Here is a 19,329-nt window from a genome sequence, read left to right on the forward strand (position 1 = left end):
ATATGCGAATTTACGGCTTTTGAAGTCGTAAACAGCGTGGTTTGCCGCACAACAATACGTTACAGCCCAGCAAGCTTGCCTTAGATGTCATAGAATCCCACAGAATTAAAACCGCGATGGGTCGACATGGACGCCGAACTCGCCACTCTTGAAGAAAAAATCCACATGTTGGCGCGCATTGTCACGGCCTTGCGCAGTGATAACCACCAACTGCGCCAGGAAATTCTGGCTGCGGCGCAACTGAATCAGCAACTGGTCAGCAAGCTCGATGAAACAAAATTGCGGGTCAGCGCGTTGATTGAGCGTTTGCCGGAGGATGAAGCATGAGCCAGATCAAGCAGCTTGATGTGTCAATCATGGGCCGCGAGTTTCGCGTAGCCTGCCCGGATGACGAAGAAGAAACATTGCTTCAGGCCGTTGAGGTGCTTAACGGCAAAATGCACGAGATCCGTGAGAGCGGCAAAGTGATTGGCATCGAGAAGATTGCGATCATGGCCGCACTCAACATTGCGCATGAATATCTCCACGTGAAAGCAGGTGGTTTTGACATTGGTGCGTATCGGCGTAGAATCTCGGACATGAACGCTACGGTGGATGCGGTGCTCAAGGGACAGACAGAACTGTTCTAGGCATAGTGAGCGCAAACCCTTCTACCTGCGACGATTGCTTTCCTGCGGTGTTCGATTACGGTTCTAATTTCCTTGAACCTAGCTTATCCTTCGGTCGCCAGCCACGAAGCGCCTGTTGTGAGCATTCCTCGTTGAATGCACCTGATGGCGCACGGCCAGCGGCCCCTTGAACCTCCGGGTTCAGGATATGAACCGACCGGCACTCGCGGGAAGCCCCCCTCTTCAAGTATCCGCACCGATCCCTGTGATCCATGTCTGCAAATCCGGATAAAGCCGCCCTCCGGCGCACGCTGCGCCAACGCCGCGCGGCTCTGGATATCGCCTCCCGACGCCAAGCCAGTCTTGCCATCATGCAACGAGCTCTGCAAAACGGTTATTTGCGCCGCGGTTCGCGCATCGCCGTTTATGCGCCGATGGGCAGCGAGCTATCTACCTGGCCGCTGATTTTGCGGGCGATCCAGGCCGGATGTCAGGTATTTTTGCCGCAAATTCCCCGCCGTGGCCGGCAAATGCGGTTCGTCCGCTTTGACGAAACCGTCAGTTGGCGTCGCGATCAGTTCAATATTCCGGTGCCAATACACCCGCAAACCTGTGTAGCACGTGATTTATCCCTGGTATTCGTGCCGTTGGTCGGGTTTGACCTGCGACTGGCGCGGCTGGGCCAAGGTGGCGGCTACTACGATACAACCTTCCATTTCCGCCGCTCACGCAAGATCTGGAAAAAGCCCCGGCTGATTGGTTTGGCTTACGAATGCCAGCGGGTAAAGGCTTTGCCCGTGGAACCGTGGGATTTACATCTAGATGAAATCATTACTGAAAACAACACCTATCGGCCTCCTGCGTAGGCGGTTGGGGTGGTTTTTCCAAGTCATATTCCGGTCAGCCTGGATTTCCATGACAGAAAGCCAACATGACAATGGGAAAAATTTCACTGATCTCTCGCGTATGAAGCTCTAAACTACGAAGCAGTGTCGATACCCGAACGCGGGCTGAATGCCGGTTTTGCCAAAGCAAGCCGGCTTTACTGCATCCGGAAGATCGGAAAAAGCTTAGAAAAACCTTGAGGTTGCCATGACGTTATCGAATCAAACCGTGGAATTGATTGCCCCCCTTTCTGGTCTTTTTGTGCCGCTTGAGGCCGTACCGGACCCAGTATTCGCGCAAAAGATGGTGGGGGATGGCGTCTCAATCGATCCAACCTCAAATGTTTTGCTGGCTCCGGCGGCAGGCAAAATCACGCAGCTGGCATCAAGCTTCCATGCGCTGACCCTGACCACCCATGAAGGCCTGCAAGTTTTGCTGCATATCGGCCTGGATACGGTCATGCTCAAGGGCGAAGGCTTCAAGCCGCTGGTCAAAGAAGGCGACGAAGTCAGCGTTGGGCAGCCGCTGATTGAATTTGATGATCAACTGATTAGCAGCCGCGGCAAGAGCACGATGACCGAAATCGTGATTGCCAACGGCGACATCGTCACCAATATGCAACCGGCGCGCGGCTTTGCTCACGCCGGTAAAACAGTGGCTTTGACGGTCACCTTTGCCGGCACTGCTCCGGCAACCGCCACTACTGCGCCTGCTAGTGCGAACGAAACCGATTTGATCCGCGTACCAAACCCGACCGGTTTGCATGCCCGTCCGGCTGCTGTGCTGGCCAATGCCGCCAAGACTTTCAAATCCGATATCAAACTGGTGCGCGGTACGGAAGAAGCAAACGCCAAATCCGTGGTCAGCATCATGGGTCTGGAAGTCCAGAACAATGATGAAATCCGCATCAAGGCCACTGGCGTTGATGCTGCTGAAGCGCTCAAAGCACTGAGCGAGTTGATTCGTTCGGGTTCGGGCGAAGACTGTGGCTCCGCCGGCGCGCCAACTGCTGCACCCAAGCCAGTTGCCGTACCGCGCCCTGCTCCCAAAGCGCATTCCGATGATCCGAACGTGTTGTTGGGCGTGTCGGCTTCGCCAGGTCTGGCTGTCGGTCAGATCTTCCAGGTCCGCCAGGAAGTCATTGAGGTCCGCGAAGCTGGTGACAATCCGCAACTGGAACGTCGTCGTCTGGAAGATGCGCTGAAAGAAGCGCGCCAGCAGCTGGAAGGGCTCAAGGCCGAGATCAGCGATGCGTCCAAAGCAGAAATTTTCTCTGCTCACCAGGAATTGCTGGCCGACCCGGACTTGCTGGATCTGGCTCTTTCCGCAATCTCCAATGGCAAGAGCGCACCATTTGCCTGGAAACAAGCATTTACCGTCTATGCCGACAAACTGGCCAAGCTGAAAAACGAATTGCTGGCTGGCCGTGCCAACGACATCCGCGATATCGGTCGCCGGGTGTTGCGTCTGTTGACGGGTGTGAAAGAAGCGGCGTTGGAAGTGCCAGAAAACGCCATTCTTATCGCCGAAGAACTTACACCTTCAGATACGGCCAGTCTGGATCGTAACAAGGTGCTGGGCTTTGCGACAACGGGCGGTGGTGCCACCAGCCACGTGGCAATTCTGGCGCGTTCACTGAATATTCCGGCGATTTGCGGTATCGAAGAAGCCGTATTGCAACTGGCTAACGGTACCAGCGTCATTCTGGATGGCAGCAAAGGTGCGCTGCGTAAAAATCCGTCTGAAAGCGAAGTGCTCGAGATTCGCAATCGTCAAGCTACGCTGGCGAAAAAACGCGACGAAGAACTGGCGTCCGCCAACCTGCCAGCGGTGACTACTGATGGCGTGCATATTGAAGTCGTCGCTAACATCGGTGGACTGGAAGAAGCACAACACTCGATTGAACTTGGCGGCGAAGGCGTTGGCCTGTTGCGTTCCGAGTTCCTGTATCTGGAGCGCACCGACGCACCGAACGAAGAAGAACAAACACAGATTTACAGCGATATCGCCAAAGCCCTTGGTACCGAGCGCACTTTGGTGATCCGTACGCTGGACGTGGGGGGCGACAAGCCGTTGCCATATCTGCCCATGCCGGTTGAAGAGAACCCGTTCCTCGGCGTTCGCGGTATCCGTTTGTGCTTGGCCGCGCCAGAAATGTTCCGCACCCAGTTGCGCGCCATTCTACGTGCTGCGCCGTTCTCCAAATTGCACATCATGTTCCCGATGATTGCCTCGCTGGAAGAAGTGCGTGAGGCCCGCAAGATCGTGAACGAAGAAAAAGCCGCGCTGGCAGTCACCGCCGATGTCAAAGTCGGGATCATGGTGGAAGTACCTTCCACCGCCGTGATGTCCGAAATCTTTGCCCGCGAAGTCGATTTCTTCTCCATAGGTACCAATGACCTGACCCAATACACGTTGGCGATGGACCGTGGTCACCCGAAGCTGGCCAAACAGGCCGATGCTTTGCATCCTGGCGTGCTGCGGCTGATCGCCATGACCGTCAAAGGCGCCCATGCCCATGGCAAGTGGGTAGGCGTATGCGGTGGTATTGCTTCCGACCCGCTGGCCGTGCCGGTATTGCTGGGCATCGGTGTGGATGAATTGTCGGTGAGCGTACCGTCGATCCCTTCCATCAAGGCCATGGTGCGTAAATTGAACAAGGCTGACTGTCAGAAACTGGCGGCTGAAGTTCTGCAAATGGGTACCGTTGCTGAAGTCCGCGCTCGGTTGTCTGGTCTGGTCGATTAATTCGGTTTTGAAGTAAGTTGCACCTCACAACAGGGAACAAGCTTGAAACAGCTGGTTTTCTGTTGTGAATAGTTCACAAACGGCACTTAAATCCCGAGATGTACAGAGGACGCCGTATTTGGTTCAGCCTGCCGCCAAGAGCAGAATGCCCGCTGGAATATAAAAGCACGTTTATAAACAGTGGCGAGAGCCGGTCATGGCCATTTGGTCATGGGCGCAGCAATCGCCCATAGGGCAAGGAAAGCCATCATGTTCAAACAGGCATTCGCCGTTCTGCAAAAGATCGGCAAGGCACTGATGCTGCCAGTTGCGGTTCTTCCCGTCGCTGGTTTGCTGCTTGGTATTGGTAGTTCCAACTTTACGTTTATCCCCACGATTATTAACCACATCATGGCGCAAAGTGGCGGCGCGATTTTCGGCAACCTGCCGATCATCTTTGCCGTAGGTGTGGCTTTGGGGCTGGCTGAAAACGACGGCGTAGCAGCAATCGCTGCCGTGGTTGGCTTTGTGGTGATGATCGCCACAATGGGCGTTATGACTGAAGTGACCGGTGTTGCTCCGGCCACCGTCCTTGGCATGAAGTCCATGGAAACCGGTGTGTTCGGCGGCATTATCATCGGCGCGGTCGCTGCGTCCTTGTTCAACCGCTATTACCGCATCCAGCTGCCTCAATATCTGGGCTTCTTCGCCGGTAAACGCTTTGTGCCGATTGTGACCGGTATCGCTGCCATTTTTGTTGGCGCGATCCTGGCAGTGATCTGGCCACCGATCCAGCACGGCATTGACGTGTTCTCGCACTGGGCTGCTGCCAGCGATCCGCGTACCGCCGCAACCGTTTATGGTTTCGTGGAACGTCTGCTGATTCCGTTCGGTCTGCATCACATCTGGAACGTGCCGTTCTTCTTTGAAATCGGCAGCTTTACCGATGCTGCAGGCAAAGTGGTTCACGGTGACATCAACCGCTTCTTCGCGGGCGACACCACCGCCGGTATCTTGTCGGGCGCATTCCTGTTCAAGATGTTCGGTCTGCCAGCTGCTGCTTTTGCGATCTGGCACACTGCCAAGCCGGAAAAGCGCGCCATGGTTGGCGGTATCATGATCTCCGCTGCCCTGACCTCGTTCCTGACCGGTATTACCGAACCAATCGAGTTCTCGTTCCTGTTTGTGGCTCCGGTGCTGTACGGTATCCACGCTGTGCTGGCTGCTTCGACCCAGTTCGTGGCTAACACGCTGGGCATGCACATGGGCTTCACCTTCTCGCAAGGTGGCATCGACTTCTTGCTGTTCAACGCCTTTGCCAATAACCCGGCAGCGCAACACTGGGCGTACGTGCTGATTCTTGGCCCGATCTACGCAGCGATTTACTACTTTGTATTCCGTTTTGCGATCACCAAGCTCAACCTCAAGACCCCAGGTCGTGAAGATGACGAAGCTGTTGCTGTTGTGGCAGCTGGTTCCGCAGCAGCTGCTGCGGCCGCAACGGTAACTGCAACCACCGCGACTACTGATTCGGTGAGCGCAGCACTGGCGCAATCTGATCCGCGCTTTGCTTTTGCTGGCCAGTTGGTGACTGCGTTTGGCGGCACTGAAAACATCAAGGGTCTGGATGCATGTATCACCCGTCTGCGTATTGCAGTGGCTGACCCAACCAAGGTTGACCAGGCCAAGCTCAAATCCATGGGCGCGGCAGGCATCATGATGGTGGGTAATGGTGTGCAGGCTGTGTTTGGCACCAAGTCCGACAACTACAAGACAGATATGGATGAATACCTGAAGAAAGGTGGCCGTTAATCCATATGGAATCAGGTAAAGTGCGTTGAACGCACCAATCTGACCAAGCCAGAACGGGCGTGTATATCACGCCCGTTTTTATTTTCAGGAGAGCCGGAATATGGAAGAAAAACGCTTGCGCCGTAGCAGCAACAATCGCTGGATTGCCGGAGTAATCGGCGGTATGGGCGATTACATGGACATCAGCGCCGACAAACTGCGCATAGTGTTTATTCTGCTGTCGATCTGCGTAGCGGGCTTCCCCGGGCTGATCCTGTATCTGATCTTGTGGTTTCTCATGCCCACGGATGACTGATCTACTTCTTTTTGCCGCACCTCATCTTGCATAGTGCCGGTGTGGGCTCCAACTAGAGCGGATGCAACCTGACCCGAGCAGGTTGCTCCTTCCCGGAGCCCCATATGTCGCAACCCCGCTTGCATCTCATCAGTTTTGATCTCTGCCCCTTTGTGCAGCGTGCCGTGATTACGCTGCTGGAAAAGGGAATCCCGTTCGAGCGCACCTATATCGATCTGGCCAACAAACCAGAATGGTTTTTGCAGCTTTCGCCCACCGGTAAAGTCCCGGTTTTGCAAGTTGACGACGCCACGCTGTTTGAATCGTCAGTGATCGCTGAATACCTGGACGAGGTTTACGGCCCGCAACTGCATCCGCTGGATCCGCTCACCAAAGCCCAGCATCGGGCGTGGATGGAGTTTTCTTCAGCGACATTGGGTTCGTTGTGGAGTTTTTATACTGCGGCCAATACTGAGGGTCTGGAAAACGCCCGCAAAGATGTCCTCGGCAAAATTGCCCGGCTTGAAGCCGCGGTGAGTAACGGTCCGTTCTTTGCCGGTGAATCAATCTCGCTGGTTGACGCTGCTTTTGGCCCGGTTTTCCGGTATTTCCCGGTATTGGAAAGTCTGGGCGAGTCCGGCTGGTTTGATGCCGCACCCAAAGTCCATGCCTGGAGCACAGCCTTGTTGGCGCATCCTTCGGTAGTTGACGCCGTGCAACCGGGTTATAGCGACAAGCTCAAGGTGTTTATCAAAAGTAAAGGTGGCGTGCTGGCTACTAGAGTCTGAGCCCACATTGTGATGTCGCGTGCGTCCAGGGGAGGGTTGCGGTAAGGTATCGCACCCCTAACCATCGCTCCCGCAACTGCGCATGACTGCTCCCGACTGGAAACAACTGCTGTTCACTCGCCGCATGGCGATCTGCCTGTTTTCCGGTTTCAGTTCGGGCTTGCCGCTCTATATCCTTATCAATCTGGTCCCGGCGTGGCTCAAAAGCGAGCATGTCGATCTCAAGGCGATTGGTTTCTTTGCGCTGATTCAGATCCCCTACACTTGGAAATTCATCTGGTCGCCGTTAATGGACCGCTTTTCCCTGCCGCATCTGGGGCGGCGGCGTGGCTGGATGCTGGCGACCCAGGTCGTGCTGCTGCTGGTGATTGCCGGTGTGGGCGTGTTTAATCCGCTTACGGACATCTGGTCGATTGCGGCATTGGCGTGCATCGTGGCGTTTTTCAGTGCCAGCCAGGATATCGTGCTCGATGCCTACCGCCGGGAAATCCTCAGTGAAGTTGAACTAGGCCTGGGTAACTCGGTGTTCGTTAACGCCTACCGCATTGCCGGGCTGATCCCGGGCGCGTTGTCCCTAATTCTGGCGGACCATTTGAGCTGGTCACAGGTATTCATGGTGACGGCTTTGTTCATGTTGCCCGGCATCATTCTCACGCTTTGCGTCAAAGAACCCGCTCTGGCGCGGGCGCCCGCCACTTTGCGTGAAGCCGTGGTTGAGCCATTTCATGAGTTCATGACACGACATGGCTGGCAAAGCGCGCTGCTGATCCTCGCATTTATCTTTTTCTACAAACTCGGCGACAGCATGGCCACCGCGCTGGCGACGCCGTTTTATCTGGAGCTGGGTTTTACCAAAAGCCAGATCGGGTTGATTGCCAAAAATGCCGGACTTTGGCCCAGTGTCATCGGCGCGTTGTTGGGCGGCATCTGGATGATCAAACTGGGCATCAATCGCGCGTTGTGGTTATTTGGCGTGGTACAGCTGACGTCGATTCTGGGTTTTGCCTGGCTGGCCGGCATGGGCGCTAACCAATACGCGCTGGCGTTGGTCATCAGTTTTGAGGCGCTGGGTGTCGGACTCGGTACGGCGGCGTTCACTGCCTTTATCGCCCGCACTACCAATCCGCGTTATACGGCCACGCAATACGCGCTGTTTACCAGTCTGGCCGCAGTGCCGCGCACGTTCTTCAACGCCGCTACTGGCGTGCTGGTGGAGCATTTTGGCTGGCAGCAGTTTTTCCTGGTCTGCGCGCTGCTGGCGATTCCAGGCATGCTGCTGCTATTCAAGGTCGCACCGTGGACGACGGCCGTGCCGGAAAATACCGAGCCCGCGCAGACTGCCTAGCGAAAAAAAAGCCAACCGGTCAGGGTTGGCTTTTTTATTGGCGATGTGGCGAATTGCGGGTGAATCAGCCTTTGCGCAACTGCACAATGGCGTAGGCAAAGCAGATCACGCCAATCAATCCTTCGCCCACTGCCCAGGCTTGCCAGGCATTGCCATTGCCAAACCAGGCGTTGGCAAAGCGCAGAAAGAATTCGCACAGCCCGTTGGCGATGTCGGTACAGCTATGCCGACTGGTCCAGTCCCATGCCGCGACACCGAGAAAACCCGCGCCGACCACTGCTGCAGGGATGGCCTTGGCGCGAGGGGAAATATCATCACTCATACTGGCAACCTGTTGTTTTGAACGCATTGCTCATTACAACGGATAGTCATAATCGACCAGCAACGGCGCATGGTCAGAAAATTTGATGTCTTTGAAGATGCTGGCCGAATTGAGCTTGCCCGAGAGCGATGGCGAAACAATATGGTAGTCGATGCGCCAACCCACATCTTTGGCATAAGCCTGCCCGCGATTGGACCACCAGGTGTAACCCGGCAGTTCCGGATAGAGCGTGCGCCAGGCATCGACCCAACCTTGCTCGGCAAACAGTTTGCCGATCCATGCCCGTTCTTCTGGCAGAAAACCTGAATTCTTCAGATTGCCTTTCCAGTTTTTCAGATCAAGCTCGCGGTGGGCGATATTCCAGTCACCAATCAGCACAATGTCGCGTCCGTTTTGCGCCAGCGCAGCCAGGTGGTGCCAGAAGCGTTCCATGAAGGCAAATTTGACGGTCTGGCGTTCTTCGCCACTCGAACCCGACGGCAGGTAGACCGAGACCACCGACAGGTTGCCAAAGTCCGCCTGGATATAACGACCTTCGGAGTCAATATCCTCAATACCCAGCCCGATGACCACGTTGTCCGGCTGGCGACGGCAATACAGGCCTACGCCGCTATAGCCCTTCTTTTCGGCGCAATGAAAATAACCATGCATGCCATCCGGATTACGCATGAGATCGGTCAAATCGGCATCTTGCGCTTTCAGCTCTTGCAACCCGATCACGTCAGCTTTCTGGGTGGGAAGCCAGTCGAAGAAACCTTTATTGGCGGCGGAGCGAATGCCGTTCAGATTGGCAGAAATGATGCGCAAAGCGAGTCCCTCATCTGGATTTTCAGTGATTTCAAATCGCATGAGCCGGCACGGGGCGGGCATAATATGCTGTTTTTTGTCACCGGGGTTACGAAAAGCGGCAGTACGATGGCATAAACCGATGCTGGCTGTCTTGGCCCCATCATGGCCCCATCACAATTCTTGAAAGTCGCTTCGATTAAGTCGCAGCGGGCTTTCTATCGTTATCAGGAGGCAGTTTCACTATGTCCGATTTCCGCCAGGATTTCATCGAATTTGCCGTGGCACAGAATGTGCTGTGTTTTGGCGAGTTTATCACCAAAGCCGGACGCCCCTCGCCGTACTTCTTTAACGCCGGATTGTTCTACAACGGCGCGGCGCTGGGTCAACTGGCTCAGTTTTATGCAAAGGCAGCGGCGGCTGCCGGTATCGAGTTCGACGTGTTGTTCGGCCCGGCGTACAAGGGGATTGTGCTGGCTGCAACTACCGCAGTTGCACTGGCACAAGCCGGGCGGAACACCCCTTTTGCTTACAATCGTAAAGAAGCAAAAGATCACGGCGAAGGTGGCGTGCTGGTCGGGGCGCCGCTCAAAGGGCGCGTCTTGATTATCGATGACGTGATCTCTGCGGGTACGTCTGTCCGCGAATCCGTGGCGATGATCCGGGCACACGGCGCCGAGCCGGCCGGGGTGTTGATTGCGCTGGACCGGATGGAACGCGGTACCGGCGAGTTGTCTGCAGTACAAGAAGTTGAGCAGCAATATGGCATTCCGGTGATTCCAATTGCCACGCTGGATGACCTGATGAGCTATCTGGAAAACACTGCGGGCATGGCCGATAACTTGAAAAAAGCGGCGGCCTACCGCGAGCAATACGGGATTCGTCGGGACTGAGCGAAAACGCCGACCGGCAATTCCGGATATTTTGAGGGTAATGATGAAGTATTCAGGTTTGCCGGTCGTGCTGGCATTGTTGCTGGTCGCGGCTCAGGTTCATGCCGCGTTGTATCGTTGGGTGGATGATAACGGTCAGGTGCAATACAGCGACAAGCCACCAGTGGCAGGCGCCAAAAAGGGCGTATCGGTGCTGGACACCCAAGGCATGGTGCGCAAGGAACCGGCGCCCCAACTGACGCCAGAAGAAAAAGCCCGGCTGCAAACTGAAAAAGCCCAGCAACTGGATCAACAACGGCGCGATCGCGCCTTGTTGCAGTCGTTCTCCAGCCCCAAAGATATTGATATCTTGCGCGACCGCCAGATCGAATCAGTGCAAGCCAGCTTGCAAACCAACACACTGCGGCGCCAGAGCGGTCAGGCCAAGCTGGACCGGCTCAATACTCAGGTCGCAGCTATCCAGAAACGCGGCAGAACACCGCCTGCCGATATGCTGGGTGAGGTCATCGCGACCCAGAAAGAAATCAACGATATCGATGACGATACCCGGGTTAAACAGGCCAGTATCGTTACCATCCGCCAGCATGCAGAAGAAGACAAAAAGCGGTTAAACGAGCTGCAGGCAGGCAGGTAAGCCGTCGCGTTTTATCCACATGACACAGCTGTTGTCCGGGCTAGGGTTATTGCCTGGCTTGACTTTGATTGCACAACAGTTAAATTCCCGGATGATTTTTGAGATCGATTTGCACCCGCCAGGCGGGTTTGCAGGTAAGGTCCGGATCGTAATCCGAGACATCTAATTTTCTATTCAGTGCAGCAACGCAACGGAGTCATCATGGCCAACGCAGCTCAGGGGCCCAAAATTGTTTTGGGGATTGATATCGGCGGTACCGGCATTAAAGGTGCCCCAGTCAATGTTGAAACCGGCGAACTGGCCGCCGAACGTGCCCGTTTTGATACGCCCCAGCCCTCTACACCTGAAGCGGTCGCTGCTGTGGTCAAGCAGATGGTTGAGCATTTTCAGTGGAAAGGCCCGATTGGCTGTACCTTCCCGGCGATTGTGCGCAATGGCGTGACGCTGTCCGCCGCCAACGTCGATCAGACCTGGCTGAATGCCCCGGCAGAGCAAATCCTGGCTGACGGCGTGGGCCAACCGCTCAAGCTGCTCAACGATGCGGACGCTGCCGGTCTGGCAGAACAGACTTTCGGTGCCGCCAAAGGTCGTGCTGGCAAGGTGCTGGTCATTACCTTGGGTACCGGCATTGGCACGGCGCTGATTGTGGACGGCAAGCTCATTACCAATACCGAGTTTGGCCACCTGATTTTCCCGAAAGACACCATTGCCGAGAAATATTGTTCGGGCAAGGTCAAGGATGATCTTGATCTGAAATGGAAAGACTTCAATCCGCGCTTGAACGGCTATCTGAAGCATCTGGACCTGTTACTGTCGCCAGACCTGGTGATTATCGGCGGCGGGATCAGCAAGAAGCACGAGAAGTTCATCCCGGAAATGACCGGTATCCGCTTCGAAGTGACCGCTGCCACGCTGCAAAACGATGCCGGCATCGTGGGCGCTGCGCTGGAAGCCGCACATACCTACGGCGTGCTGTAATACCCGCCTGAAAACGGGGTGAAAAGCGGGGCCACCAGTGCAAGTTGGCCCGCCTTTTCACCCCGCTCTGTTCTGATTCCCCTGCGGGCGCACCTCACGTGGCGCAAGTGCCTGTTTTGCCGTAGAATATTGCCCCTTATGCAATCAAAGCGGTAGCACAGACCCCATGCTTTATCCCACTCGTTATGACGTCATCGTGGTTGGCGGCGGCCATGCCGGCACAGAAGCCGCGCTTGCGGCTGCGCGCATGGGGCAGAAGACACTGCTGCTGACCCACAATATTGAAACCCTCGGCCAGATGAGCTGCAATCCGTCGATTGGCGGCATTGGCAAAGGGCATCTGGTGCGTGAGGTTGATGCCTTGGGCGGCGCCATGGCGCTGGCTACCGATATGGGCGGCATTCAGTTTCGCACGCTCAATTCGTCCAAAGGCCCGGCCGTGCGTGCTACTCGCGCCCAGGCAGATCGCGTGCGTTACAAGGCCGCCATCCGCCACATGCTGGAAAACCAGCCCAATCTGGATTTGTTCCAGCAAGCGGTGGATGACCTGACGCTGGATGGCGATCGCGTTACCGGCGTGGTGACGCAGATCGGTATCCGTTTCGAGGCCTCTGCCGTCGTGCTGACGGCTGGGACATTCCTCGGCGGCAAGATACATGTCGGTATGGAAAACCACACTGGCGGCCGCGCTGGTGATCCGGCATCGGTCACGTTGTCGCATCGTTTGCGTGAACTGGATTTGCCAGTTGGTCGTCTGAAAACCGGCACCCCGCCGCGTATTGATGGCCGCACCATTGATTTCTCCGTGCTGGAAGAACAGCCAGGCGATACACCCGAGCCCGTGTTTTCGGTCCGTGGCAATGTGGGTATGCACCCGCGCCAATTGCCGTGCTGGGTAGCGCATACCAATCTGCAGACGCATGACATCATCCGCTCCGGTTTTGATCGCAGCCCGATGTTCACCGGCAAGATTGAAGGCGTTGGTCCTCGGTATTGCCCGTCGATTGAAGACAAGATCAATCGCTTTGCCGACAAAGACAGCCACCAGATTTTCCTGGAACCGGAAGGTCTGGATACCAACGAGTTCTATCCGAACGGTATCTCGACCAGCCTGCCATTTGATATCCAGCTTTCCGCCGTGCGTTCGATCAAGGGCCTGGAAAACGCCCGCATCATGCGTCCGGGTTACGCCATTGAATATGACTATTTTGATCCGCGCGGCCTGAAAGCGTCGTTTGAGACCAAAGCCATAACCGGTCTGTTTTTTGCGGGCCAGATCAATGGCACCACCGGCTATGAAGAAGCGGCGGCACAAGGTCTGTTTGCTGGCTTGAACGCCGCGCTGTTTGTCCGCGAACAGGAGGCATGGCTGCCAGGCCGTGACCAGGCTTATCTGGGCGTGCTGGTGGATGATCTTGTCACCCAAGGCGTGACTGAGCCGTACCGTATGTTCACTAGCCGCGCTGAATACCGCCTGCAATTGCGTGAAGACAATGCCGATCTGCGTCTGACCGAAACCGGCCGCCAGCTCGGCCTGGTGGGCGATGAGCAATGGGATCTGTTCTCGCGCAAACGCGATGCGGTGGAAGCCGAACTTTCCCGCCTGAAATCGACGTGGGTGAATCCACGCATTCTGGATGCGGCGGAATCCGAACGGGTTCTGGGTAAGGCGATTGAGCGCGAATACACCCTGGTTGATCTGCTGCGTCGGCCGGAAGTTACGTATGCTTCGCTGTTGACCCTGACTGCGGCACAACCGAAAGAGGGCGAGGCACCGGTGACTGATCCGCTGGTGGCAGAACAAGTCGAAATCCAGGTTAAGTACCAGGGTTATATCGAACGACAACAATATGAAGTGGCCAAGCGCGATACGCTGGATGACTTCCGTTTGCCGGAAGGACTGGATTACACCCAAGTGGTGGGTCTGTCGATTGAAGCCCAGCAAAAGCTCAACAAGCATCGCCCGGAAACACTGGGCCAGGCCGGGCGGATTTCCGGAATTACGCCCGCCGCCGTTGCTTTGTTGTTGGTTCATTTAAAGAAAAAGCAGTTGGTTGAAACTGCGGGCAAAGCTGCCTGAGTCTGACCACTTCTAACCTAGACAGAAAACAAAAGAAAACCGCTCATGAACGACGTGCTCAACGCCGGTCTGGCCACGCTGGGTATCCAGCTGGACGACGCGCAAAAACAGAAACTGCTCGACTATGTCGGCTTGCTGGAAAAATGGAACAAAACCTATAGCCTGACAGCGATTCGTGAACCCGAGCGCATGGTGCCGCACCATCTGCTCGATTCGCTGGCGCCGCTGGCCGCTTTCCCCGCCGGGCAAAATGCCCGCATCCTGGATGTGGGTTCCGGTTTTGGCACGCCAGGCATTCCGTTGGCGATTGCCCGCCCGGATTGGCAACTTGTGTTGCTCGATTCCAATCACAAGAAAACCACCTTCTTGCGCCAAGCGCTGCTTGAGCTGCAATTGCCCAACGTTACTGTTGTCAGCGACCGGGTCGAGGCCTATCACCCGGAAGCGCCTTTCCAGGTCATTACCTCGCGCGCATTCGCTGAATTGGGCGAGTTCGTCAAACTGACGCGCCACCTGTTGGCGAGCGGTGGTTACTGGGCCGCTCTCAAAGGCGTGTATCCTTATGAGGAAATTGCGCTGTTGCCCAAAGACCTCGTGGTTACCGAGGTCGCTCAATTGAAAGTGCCCGGCCTCGAAGCCGAGCGCTGTCTGGTTCTAATCAAAGAGGTGTGAAGTCTGATGACGCGTGTGCTTGCGATCGCAAACCAGAAAGGCGGAGTGGGTAAAACCACGACGGCGGTGAATCTGGCCGCCAGCCTGGTCCATCTGGGTAAACGCGTCATGCTGGTCGACCTGGACCCACAAGCCAATGCCACGATGGGTTCGGGCATCGACAAGGGCAAGGTCGACGCCACGGTCTACAACCTGCTGATTGGCGAAGCGCAGATCAACGATGTACTGGTCAAGTCCGAAAATGGCGGGTTTGATCTGTTGCCCGCCAACCGTGATCTGGCCGGTGCCGAAGTTGAACTGGTCGAGGCACAAGCTCGCGAGTCCCGCCTGAAAACCGCGCTGGGCGGTATTTCCGGTAATTACGATTTTGTGATTCTGGATTGCCCGCCTGCGCTGAATCTGCTGACGCTGAACGGCCTGGTCGCTGCTGACGCAGTGATGATTCCCATGCAGTGCGAGTATTACGCGCTGGAAGGTCTGTCGGACCTGGTCAACACCTTGCGCCGGGTGAAGCAAGGTTTGAATCGCCGCATCGAGATCGAAGGTTTGCTGCGGACGATGTTTGATCCGCGCTCCACGCTCGCCCAGCAAGTGTCGGATCAACTGGTCAAGCACTTCACTTCCAAGCTTTACCACACCGTGATTCCACGGAACGTACGTCTGGCAGAAGCGCCCAGTTATGGCCGCCCGATTCTGTCCTATGACAAAACCTCCAAAGGCGCGCAAGCCTATTTGCAACTCGCCGAAGAGTTGCTGGCACGGCATAATCCGGTCGATGCTGCACAGCCGGTTGTTTAAATTGCAGATGCAATCGCTGATGCCAATCCCATTCGCCGGAATCACCCGAACATGAACAAAAAATTCAAAGGCCTGGGTCGTGGCTTGGACGCATTGATGGGCGATGAGGCGGCCAACGAATCGCTTCAACAATTGCCCGTTACCAGTCTCCAACCGGGCAAATACCAGCCGCGTACGCAGATGGACGAAGCCGCGTTGCAAGAACTGGCCGAGTCGATTCGTTCGCAAGGCCTGATGCAGCCGGTGCTGGTGCGCCCGATTGCGGGTGGCCTGGAAGATCGTTACGAGATCATCGCCGGTGAACGCCGTTGGCGCGCTTGCCAACTGGCGGGCCTGACTGAAATTGCTGCGCTGGTCCGCGAAGTGCCGGACGAAGCCGTGGCGGCGATGGCGCTGATCGAAAATATCCAGCGCGAAGACCTCAATGCGCTGGAAGAAGCCCAAGGCTTGTCGCGGCTGATTGATGAGTTTGGCATGACGCATGAAGCGGTCGCGCACGCGGTTGGTAAATCCCGTGTGACTGTAACCAATCTGCTGCGTTTGCTGAATCTGGCGGAACCGGTACGCGACTTGCTGGCGGCCGGTCAGTTCGACATGGGCCACGCGCGCGCATTGCTGGCGCTGCCAACGCTTAAGCAAATCGACACGGCGCGCACGGTAGCACTCAAAGGCTTGTCGGTGCGTGAAACTGAAGCGCTGGTGCAGCGTCTATTGCAAGAAGTGCCGGCACGTGAAGAAAAGAAAGCTGATCCGGATATCACCCGGCTGGAAGAAGAAGTTTCATCCCGTCTTGGCTCAACGGTTGCCATCAAGCATGGCAAACGCGGCAACGGCAAGTTGATGATCGACTACACTAGTCTGGATGACCTGGACCGTTTGCTGGCGCTATTGAAATAGTTGCAAAACGGACTTTCCGCCGGCCTGACCAGACCTGCAAGGCTAACGCACAATATTGGTGCAATTCTTGCGAGATGAGCGCCCGAAAACCCGGCATGGGTCAAAAACCCAGTAACTTCAATGTGTAAAATTGACGCGCAACAAGCGTCATCCGTATAATCGCCGGATATTTGCCTGGCGTAACAAAATGGTTAACAAAGCACAGATCCGGGGCATCATCCGGCTTAAGGCCTGGATTACTCTAGCGGTCGCGGTGCTCGTTTTTATTTTATGGGGTTCGCAAGCAGGAATTGCAAGTGTCATGGGTGGCACTGTCGCAGTTTTGGGTTCCCTCATTTACGCTAAAACGGCTTACCAGTTGCCTTATGGGCCGCCAGAAGTGCTGATGAAACTGCACTTTCTGGGCGAAGCACTAAAAATGGCGTTTACCCTGGTGGCCTTTGGGGCGATTTTCGTCTTTCACCGGAAGGTGGTCTGGCCAGCGCTTATCTTCGGATACGCTGCAGCGGCCTCGGCCTTCTGGTTCGGGCTTTTGATCAAATTTAAAGACAAGAAATAATCATGGCTGAACAGACCTCAACCGAATATATCCTTCACCATCTGACGCACAACCGTCTGCACACCGAAGGAACAATGGCCAATTTCCACCTGGATACATTCTGGGTGGCGCTGGTTCTTGGTTTCATCTTCGTCGGCATTTTTGGTCTGGTTGCCCGCAAGGCAACTGACGGTGTGCCTGGCAAGTTGCAAAACTTTGTCGAGCTGATCGTCGAGATGGTCGACACCCATATCAAAGATACCTTCCACGGCAAAAGCAAGGTCATCGGCCCATTGGCGCTGACTATTTTCTGCTGGGTGTTCCTGATGAACGCCATGGACTTCTTCCCGGTTGACCTCTTCCCCATGATCGCGCAATGGATTGGCGTCACCTTCTTTGGTGCTGATCCTCACCATGTTTACCTGCGCGTGGTACCTACCGCCGACGTAAACCAGACATTCGCCATGTCGATCTCGGTGCTGTTGTACATCATTGGTTTCTCCATCAAGGCCAAGGGTCTGGGCGGCTGGATCAAGGAACTGTTCACCGCACCGTTCCATGCTGAAGGTACCGTCGGCAAGGTTTGTCTGCTGATCCCCAACTTCCTGTTCCAGTTGATTGAACTGATCGCCAAGCCGATTTCGCTGGCACTGCGGTTGTTCGGCAACATGTACGCCGGTGAACTGTTGTTCATCCTGATCGCACTGCTGCCTTGGTGGATCAACTGGGTGCTGGGCACACCGTGGGCTATCTTCCACGTGCTGGTTGTAACGCTGCAAGCATACGTATTCATGGTTCTCACCATCGTTTATCTGTCGATGGCGGTGGAAGACCACTAAGCCGGCTGGCGTCCGGTTTGGGCGCTGCGGTTTTAAAGCATCGCGCCGGGTAGCATTGCGCTGCCCGGTTCGAGTTACCCCCTTATCTTGTCAACTTCCTTTTCAGGAGATACAACAAAATGGCTGCACCCGAAGTAATCGCTAGCGTTCAAAGCGCAACTGCAATCGCTGCCGCACTGATGATTGGTCTGGCTGCACTCGGTACCGCTATCGGTTTCGCCATCCTGGGCGGCAAATTCCTCGAGTCCTCGGCTCGCCAACCGGAAATGATCCCGGTTCTGCAAACCAAGCTGTTCATTATCGCCGGTCTGCTGGATGCGATCTCCATGATCGGCGTCGGTGTTGCTCTGCTGTACACCTTCTCCAACCCGTTCCTCTCCGCACTCGCTGGTTAATTAGTCACGTCACCGCGAAAAACTGGAGGGCTACAACGTGGAATTCAATACTTCCCTCATTGGCCAGGTAATCACTTTTGCCTTGCTGGTGTGGTTCACGATGAAAATCGTGTGGCCTCCGCTGACCGGGATGATGGAAAAGCGCGCGCAGCGCATTGCTGAAGGTTTGTCGGCAGCAGATCGTGCCAAGCAAGATCTGGCCAATGCCGAAAAAGCTTCTGCTGAAAAGCTGCGTGAAGCCAAGCAACAAGCTACAGAGCTGATTGCCCAAGCTGAAAAACGCGCCAACCAAATCGTCGACGAGGCGAAAGACAAGGCCAAGGTGGAAAGCGATCGCCTGCTGGCGGGCGCCCAAGCCGAAATCACACAGCAAGTCGAACAGGCCAAGGGCGTGTTGCGTCAACAAGTGGCGAGCCTCGCCCTTGAAGGTGCAACCAAGATCCTGAAGCACGAAATCGACGCCGGCAAACATGCCGCGCTGTTGGATTCGATCAAAGCGGAACTGTAATCAGTCATGGCAGAACTCATCACCGTCGCAAGGCCGTACGCCGAGGCTGTGTTCCGTCTTGGTAAAGAAAGCGGCAAGCTGGACCAATGGTCCGAAGTGTTGGCAAAGCTCGGCGTTATCGCCGATGACAAGCTGGCGCAAACAGTCGCGTCCGACCCAAGATATTCCGCTGCTCAGGTTCAGCAATTGCTGGTCGAGCTGCTGGGCGCAGGCGTGAGCGATGAAGTGAAAAACTTCGTCACGCTGATTATCGAAAACGGCCGTTTCACTGTGCTTCCCGCCATCCGCGACTTGTATGAGTCGTACAAGGCTGCCGAAGCTGGCGAAGTGGAAGCGCAAATCGAATCGGCTTTCCCGCTCAATGCCGCTCAGGTCGAAGAACTCAAGACTTCGCTTGCCCAACACTTCAAACGCAAGGTGGCGGCTACAACCTCCACCAACCCCGAATTGATCGGCGGCGTAAAAGTGACGGTAGGTGATGTTGTGATCGACGCATCCATAGCCGGCAAGCTCTCTGAACTGGCGACGAGCCTGAAGAGTTAGGAGATTT

General features: G+C 55.7%; 22 protein-coding genes and 1 other RNA gene. 21 read left to right on the forward strand and 2 right to left on the reverse strand.

What is annotated here, in order from left to right; genetic code table 11:
* Positions 1-126 precede the first annotated feature (126 nt).
* The 9 genes from N7220_RS10335 to N7220_RS10375 all read left to right on the forward strand — a co-directional run bounded on the left by N7220_RS10335 (position 127) and on the right by N7220_RS10375 (position 8,439).
* Complete coding sequence (locus tag N7220_RS10335; RefSeq protein WP_283151373.1) at positions 127-327, forward strand: hypothetical protein; 201 nt, start codon at positions 127-129, stop codon at positions 325-327.
* The gene (locus N7220_RS10340; RefSeq protein ID WP_283151374.1) at positions 324-629 is read left to right on the forward strand and encodes a cell division protein ZapA; all 306 of its coding nucleotides are present in this window, start codon (positions 324-326) and stop codon (positions 627-629) included. Before N7220_RS10335 ends, N7220_RS10340 begins: the two co-directional genes overlap by 4 nt.
* A 36-nt stretch (positions 630-665) precedes the next feature.
* Positions 666-845, forward strand: a non-coding RNA gene (gene ssrS / locus N7220_RS10345) — 6S RNA.
* A 35-nt stretch (positions 846-880) separates the two neighbouring features.
* On the forward strand, positions 881-1,474 hold the full coding sequence (locus N7220_RS10350; protein WP_283151375.1) for a 5-formyltetrahydrofolate cyclo-ligase: 594 nt from the start codon (positions 881-883) through the stop codon (positions 1,472-1,474).
* A 226-nt stretch (positions 1,475-1,700) separates the two neighbouring features.
* The gene (gene ptsP, locus N7220_RS10355) at positions 1,701-4,241 is read left to right on the forward strand and encodes a phosphoenolpyruvate--protein phosphotransferase (protein WP_283151376.1); all 2,541 of its coding nucleotides are present in this window, start codon (positions 1,701-1,703) and stop codon (positions 4,239-4,241) included.
* Positions 4,242-4,490: 249 nt separating this feature from the next.
* Complete coding sequence (locus N7220_RS10360) at positions 4,491-6,032, forward strand: PTS transporter subunit EIIC (protein ID WP_283151377.1); 1,542 nt, start codon at positions 4,491-4,493, stop codon at positions 6,030-6,032.
* Positions 6,033-6,132: 100 nt separating this feature from the next.
* Positions 6,133-6,327, forward strand: a complete 195-nt coding sequence (locus N7220_RS10365) for a PspC domain-containing protein (RefSeq protein WP_283151378.1) — start codon at positions 6,133-6,135, stop codon at positions 6,325-6,327.
* A 104-nt stretch (positions 6,328-6,431) separates the two neighbouring features.
* Positions 6,432-7,094, forward strand: coding sequence for a glutathione S-transferase family protein (locus N7220_RS10370; protein WP_283151379.1), 663 nt, complete (start codon positions 6,432-6,434; stop codon positions 7,092-7,094).
* An 82-nt stretch (positions 7,095-7,176) separates the two neighbouring features.
* Positions 7,177-8,439 carry an AmpG family muropeptide MFS transporter gene (locus N7220_RS10375; protein WP_283151380.1) on the forward strand — a complete coding sequence of 421 codons (1,263 nt, stop codon included), beginning with the start codon at positions 7,177-7,179 and terminating at the stop codon, positions 8,437-8,439.
* A 64-nt stretch (positions 8,440-8,503) separates the two neighbouring features.
* On the opposite strand, the gene N7220_RS10380 is transcribed toward N7220_RS10375, so the two are convergent.
* Both N7220_RS10380 and N7220_RS10385 read right to left on the reverse strand, forming a co-directional pair.
* Complete coding sequence (locus tag N7220_RS10380) at positions 8,504-8,761, reverse strand: hypothetical protein (RefSeq protein WP_283151381.1); 258 nt, start codon at positions 8,759-8,761, stop codon at positions 8,504-8,506.
* 33 nt (positions 8,762-8,794) lie between these two features.
* On the reverse strand, positions 8,795-9,610 hold the full coding sequence (locus tag N7220_RS10385; protein WP_283151382.1) for an exodeoxyribonuclease III: 816 nt from the start codon (positions 9,608-9,610) through the stop codon (positions 8,795-8,797).
* A 182-nt stretch (positions 9,611-9,792) separates the two neighbouring features.
* Here N7220_RS10385 and pyrE point away from each other — a divergent pair, with 182 nt between their 5' ends.
* The 12 genes from pyrE to N7220_RS10445 all read left to right on the forward strand — a co-directional run bounded on the left by pyrE (position 9,793) and on the right by N7220_RS10445 (position 19,322).
* Positions 9,793-10,440, forward strand: coding sequence for an orotate phosphoribosyltransferase (gene pyrE / locus N7220_RS10390; protein ID WP_283151383.1), 648 nt, complete (start codon positions 9,793-9,795; stop codon positions 10,438-10,440).
* A 40-nt stretch (positions 10,441-10,480) separates the two neighbouring features.
* On the forward strand, positions 10,481-11,074 hold the full coding sequence (locus tag N7220_RS10395) for a DUF4124 domain-containing protein (RefSeq protein WP_283151384.1): 594 nt from the start codon (positions 10,481-10,483) through the stop codon (positions 11,072-11,074).
* Positions 11,075-11,275: 201 nt separating this feature from the next.
* On the forward strand, positions 11,276-12,052 hold the full coding sequence (gene ppgK, locus N7220_RS10400; RefSeq protein WP_283151385.1) for a polyphosphate--glucose phosphotransferase: 777 nt from the start codon (positions 11,276-11,278) through the stop codon (positions 12,050-12,052).
* A gap of 166 nt (positions 12,053-12,218) precedes the next feature.
* Positions 12,219-14,132, forward strand: a complete 1,914-nt coding sequence (gene mnmG / locus N7220_RS10405) for a tRNA uridine-5-carboxymethylaminomethyl(34) synthesis enzyme MnmG (RefSeq protein WP_283151386.1) — start codon at positions 12,219-12,221, stop codon at positions 14,130-14,132.
* A 45-nt stretch (positions 14,133-14,177) separates the two neighbouring features.
* A complete protein-coding gene (rsmG, locus tag N7220_RS10410) occupies positions 14,178-14,804 on the forward strand; it encodes a 16S rRNA (guanine(527)-N(7))-methyltransferase RsmG (protein WP_283151387.1) in 627 nt (208 codons plus the stop codon).
* Positions 14,805-14,810: 6 nt separating this feature from the next.
* The gene (locus N7220_RS10415) at positions 14,811-15,602 is read left to right on the forward strand and encodes a ParA family protein (protein WP_390901576.1); all 792 of its coding nucleotides are present in this window, start codon (positions 14,811-14,813) and stop codon (positions 15,600-15,602) included.
* Positions 15,603-15,653: 51 nt separating this feature from the next.
* Positions 15,654-16,499 carry a ParB/RepB/Spo0J family partition protein gene (locus N7220_RS10420; RefSeq protein ID WP_283151388.1) on the forward strand — a complete coding sequence of 282 codons (846 nt, stop codon included), beginning with the start codon at positions 15,654-15,656 and terminating at the stop codon, positions 16,497-16,499.
* A gap of 187 nt (positions 16,500-16,686) precedes the next feature.
* Positions 16,687-17,058 (forward strand): ATP synthase subunit I, encoded by a 372-nt coding sequence (locus N7220_RS10425; RefSeq protein ID WP_283147460.1) that lies wholly within the window; start codon positions 16,687-16,689, stop codon positions 17,056-17,058.
* A 2-nt stretch (positions 17,059-17,060) separates the two neighbouring features.
* Complete coding sequence (gene atpB / locus N7220_RS10430) at positions 17,061-17,876, forward strand: F0F1 ATP synthase subunit A (protein WP_313790863.1); 816 nt, start codon at positions 17,061-17,063, stop codon at positions 17,874-17,876.
* 119 nt (positions 17,877-17,995) lie between these two features.
* The gene (atpE, locus tag N7220_RS10435) at positions 17,996-18,271 is read left to right on the forward strand and encodes a F0F1 ATP synthase subunit C (protein ID WP_053938443.1); all 276 of its coding nucleotides are present in this window, start codon (positions 17,996-17,998) and stop codon (positions 18,269-18,271) included.
* 37 nt (positions 18,272-18,308) lie between these two features.
* A complete protein-coding gene (locus N7220_RS10440) occupies positions 18,309-18,779 on the forward strand; it encodes a F0F1 ATP synthase subunit B (RefSeq protein ID WP_283147461.1) in 471 nt (156 codons plus the stop codon).
* 6 nt (positions 18,780-18,785) lie between these two features.
* On the forward strand, positions 18,786-19,322 hold the full coding sequence (locus N7220_RS10445; RefSeq protein ID WP_283147462.1) for a F0F1 ATP synthase subunit delta: 537 nt from the start codon (positions 18,786-18,788) through the stop codon (positions 19,320-19,322).
* The last annotated feature ends 7 nt before the right edge of the window (positions 19,323-19,329 follow it).

It is taken from the genome of Silvimonas soli (genome assembly GCF_030035605.1).
GTDB lineage: Bacteria > Pseudomonadota > Gammaproteobacteria > Burkholderiales > Chitinibacteraceae > Silvimonas > Silvimonas soli.

Coding starts and splice junctions, on each gene's coding strand:
- N7220_RS10335 (WP_283151373.1), top strand. CDS start 127: ATGGACGCCGAACTCGCCACTCTTGAAGAAAAAATCCACATGTTGGCG.
- N7220_RS10340 (WP_283151374.1), top strand. CDS start 324: ATGAGCCAGATCAAGCAGCTTGATGTGTCAATCATGGGCCGCGAGTTT.
- N7220_RS10350 (WP_283151375.1), top strand. CDS start 881: ATGTCTGCAAATCCGGATAAAGCCGCCCTCCGGCGCACGCTGCGCCAA.
- ptsP (WP_283151376.1), top strand. CDS start 1,701: ATGACGTTATCGAATCAAACCGTGGAATTGATTGCCCCCCTTTCTGGT.
- N7220_RS10360 (WP_283151377.1), top strand. CDS start 4,491: ATGTTCAAACAGGCATTCGCCGTTCTGCAAAAGATCGGCAAGGCACTG.
- N7220_RS10365 (WP_283151378.1), top strand. CDS start 6,133: ATGGAAGAAAAACGCTTGCGCCGTAGCAGCAACAATCGCTGGATTGCC.
- N7220_RS10370 (WP_283151379.1), top strand. CDS start 6,432: ATGTCGCAACCCCGCTTGCATCTCATCAGTTTTGATCTCTGCCCCTTT.
- N7220_RS10375 (WP_283151380.1), top strand. CDS start 7,177: ATGACTGCTCCCGACTGGAAACAACTGCTGTTCACTCGCCGCATGGCG.
- N7220_RS10380 (WP_283151381.1), bottom strand. CDS start 8,761: ATGAGTGATGATATTTCCCCTCGCGCCAAGGCCATCCCTGCAGCAGTG.
- N7220_RS10385 (WP_283151382.1), bottom strand. CDS start 9,610: ATGCGATTTGAAATCACTGAAAATCCAGATGAGGGACTCGCTTTGCGC.
- pyrE (WP_283151383.1), top strand. CDS start 9,793: ATGTCCGATTTCCGCCAGGATTTCATCGAATTTGCCGTGGCACAGAAT.
- N7220_RS10395 (WP_283151384.1), top strand. CDS start 10,481: ATGATGAAGTATTCAGGTTTGCCGGTCGTGCTGGCATTGTTGCTGGTC.
- ppgK (WP_283151385.1), top strand. CDS start 11,276: ATGGCCAACGCAGCTCAGGGGCCCAAAATTGTTTTGGGGATTGATATC.
- mnmG (WP_283151386.1), top strand. CDS start 12,219: ATGCTTTATCCCACTCGTTATGACGTCATCGTGGTTGGCGGCGGCCAT.
- rsmG (WP_283151387.1), top strand. CDS start 14,178: ATGAACGACGTGCTCAACGCCGGTCTGGCCACGCTGGGTATCCAGCTG.
- N7220_RS10415 (WP_390901576.1), top strand. CDS start 14,811: ATGACGCGTGTGCTTGCGATCGCAAACCAGAAAGGCGGAGTGGGTAAA.
- N7220_RS10420 (WP_283151388.1), top strand. CDS start 15,654: ATGAACAAAAAATTCAAAGGCCTGGGTCGTGGCTTGGACGCATTGATG.
- N7220_RS10425 (WP_283147460.1), top strand. CDS start 16,687: ATGGTTAACAAAGCACAGATCCGGGGCATCATCCGGCTTAAGGCCTGG.
- atpB (WP_313790863.1), top strand. CDS start 17,061: ATGGCTGAACAGACCTCAACCGAATATATCCTTCACCATCTGACGCAC.
- atpE (WP_053938443.1), top strand. CDS start 17,996: ATGGCTGCACCCGAAGTAATCGCTAGCGTTCAAAGCGCAACTGCAATC.
- N7220_RS10445 (WP_283147462.1), top strand. CDS start 18,786: ATGGCAGAACTCATCACCGTCGCAAGGCCGTACGCCGAGGCTGTGTTC.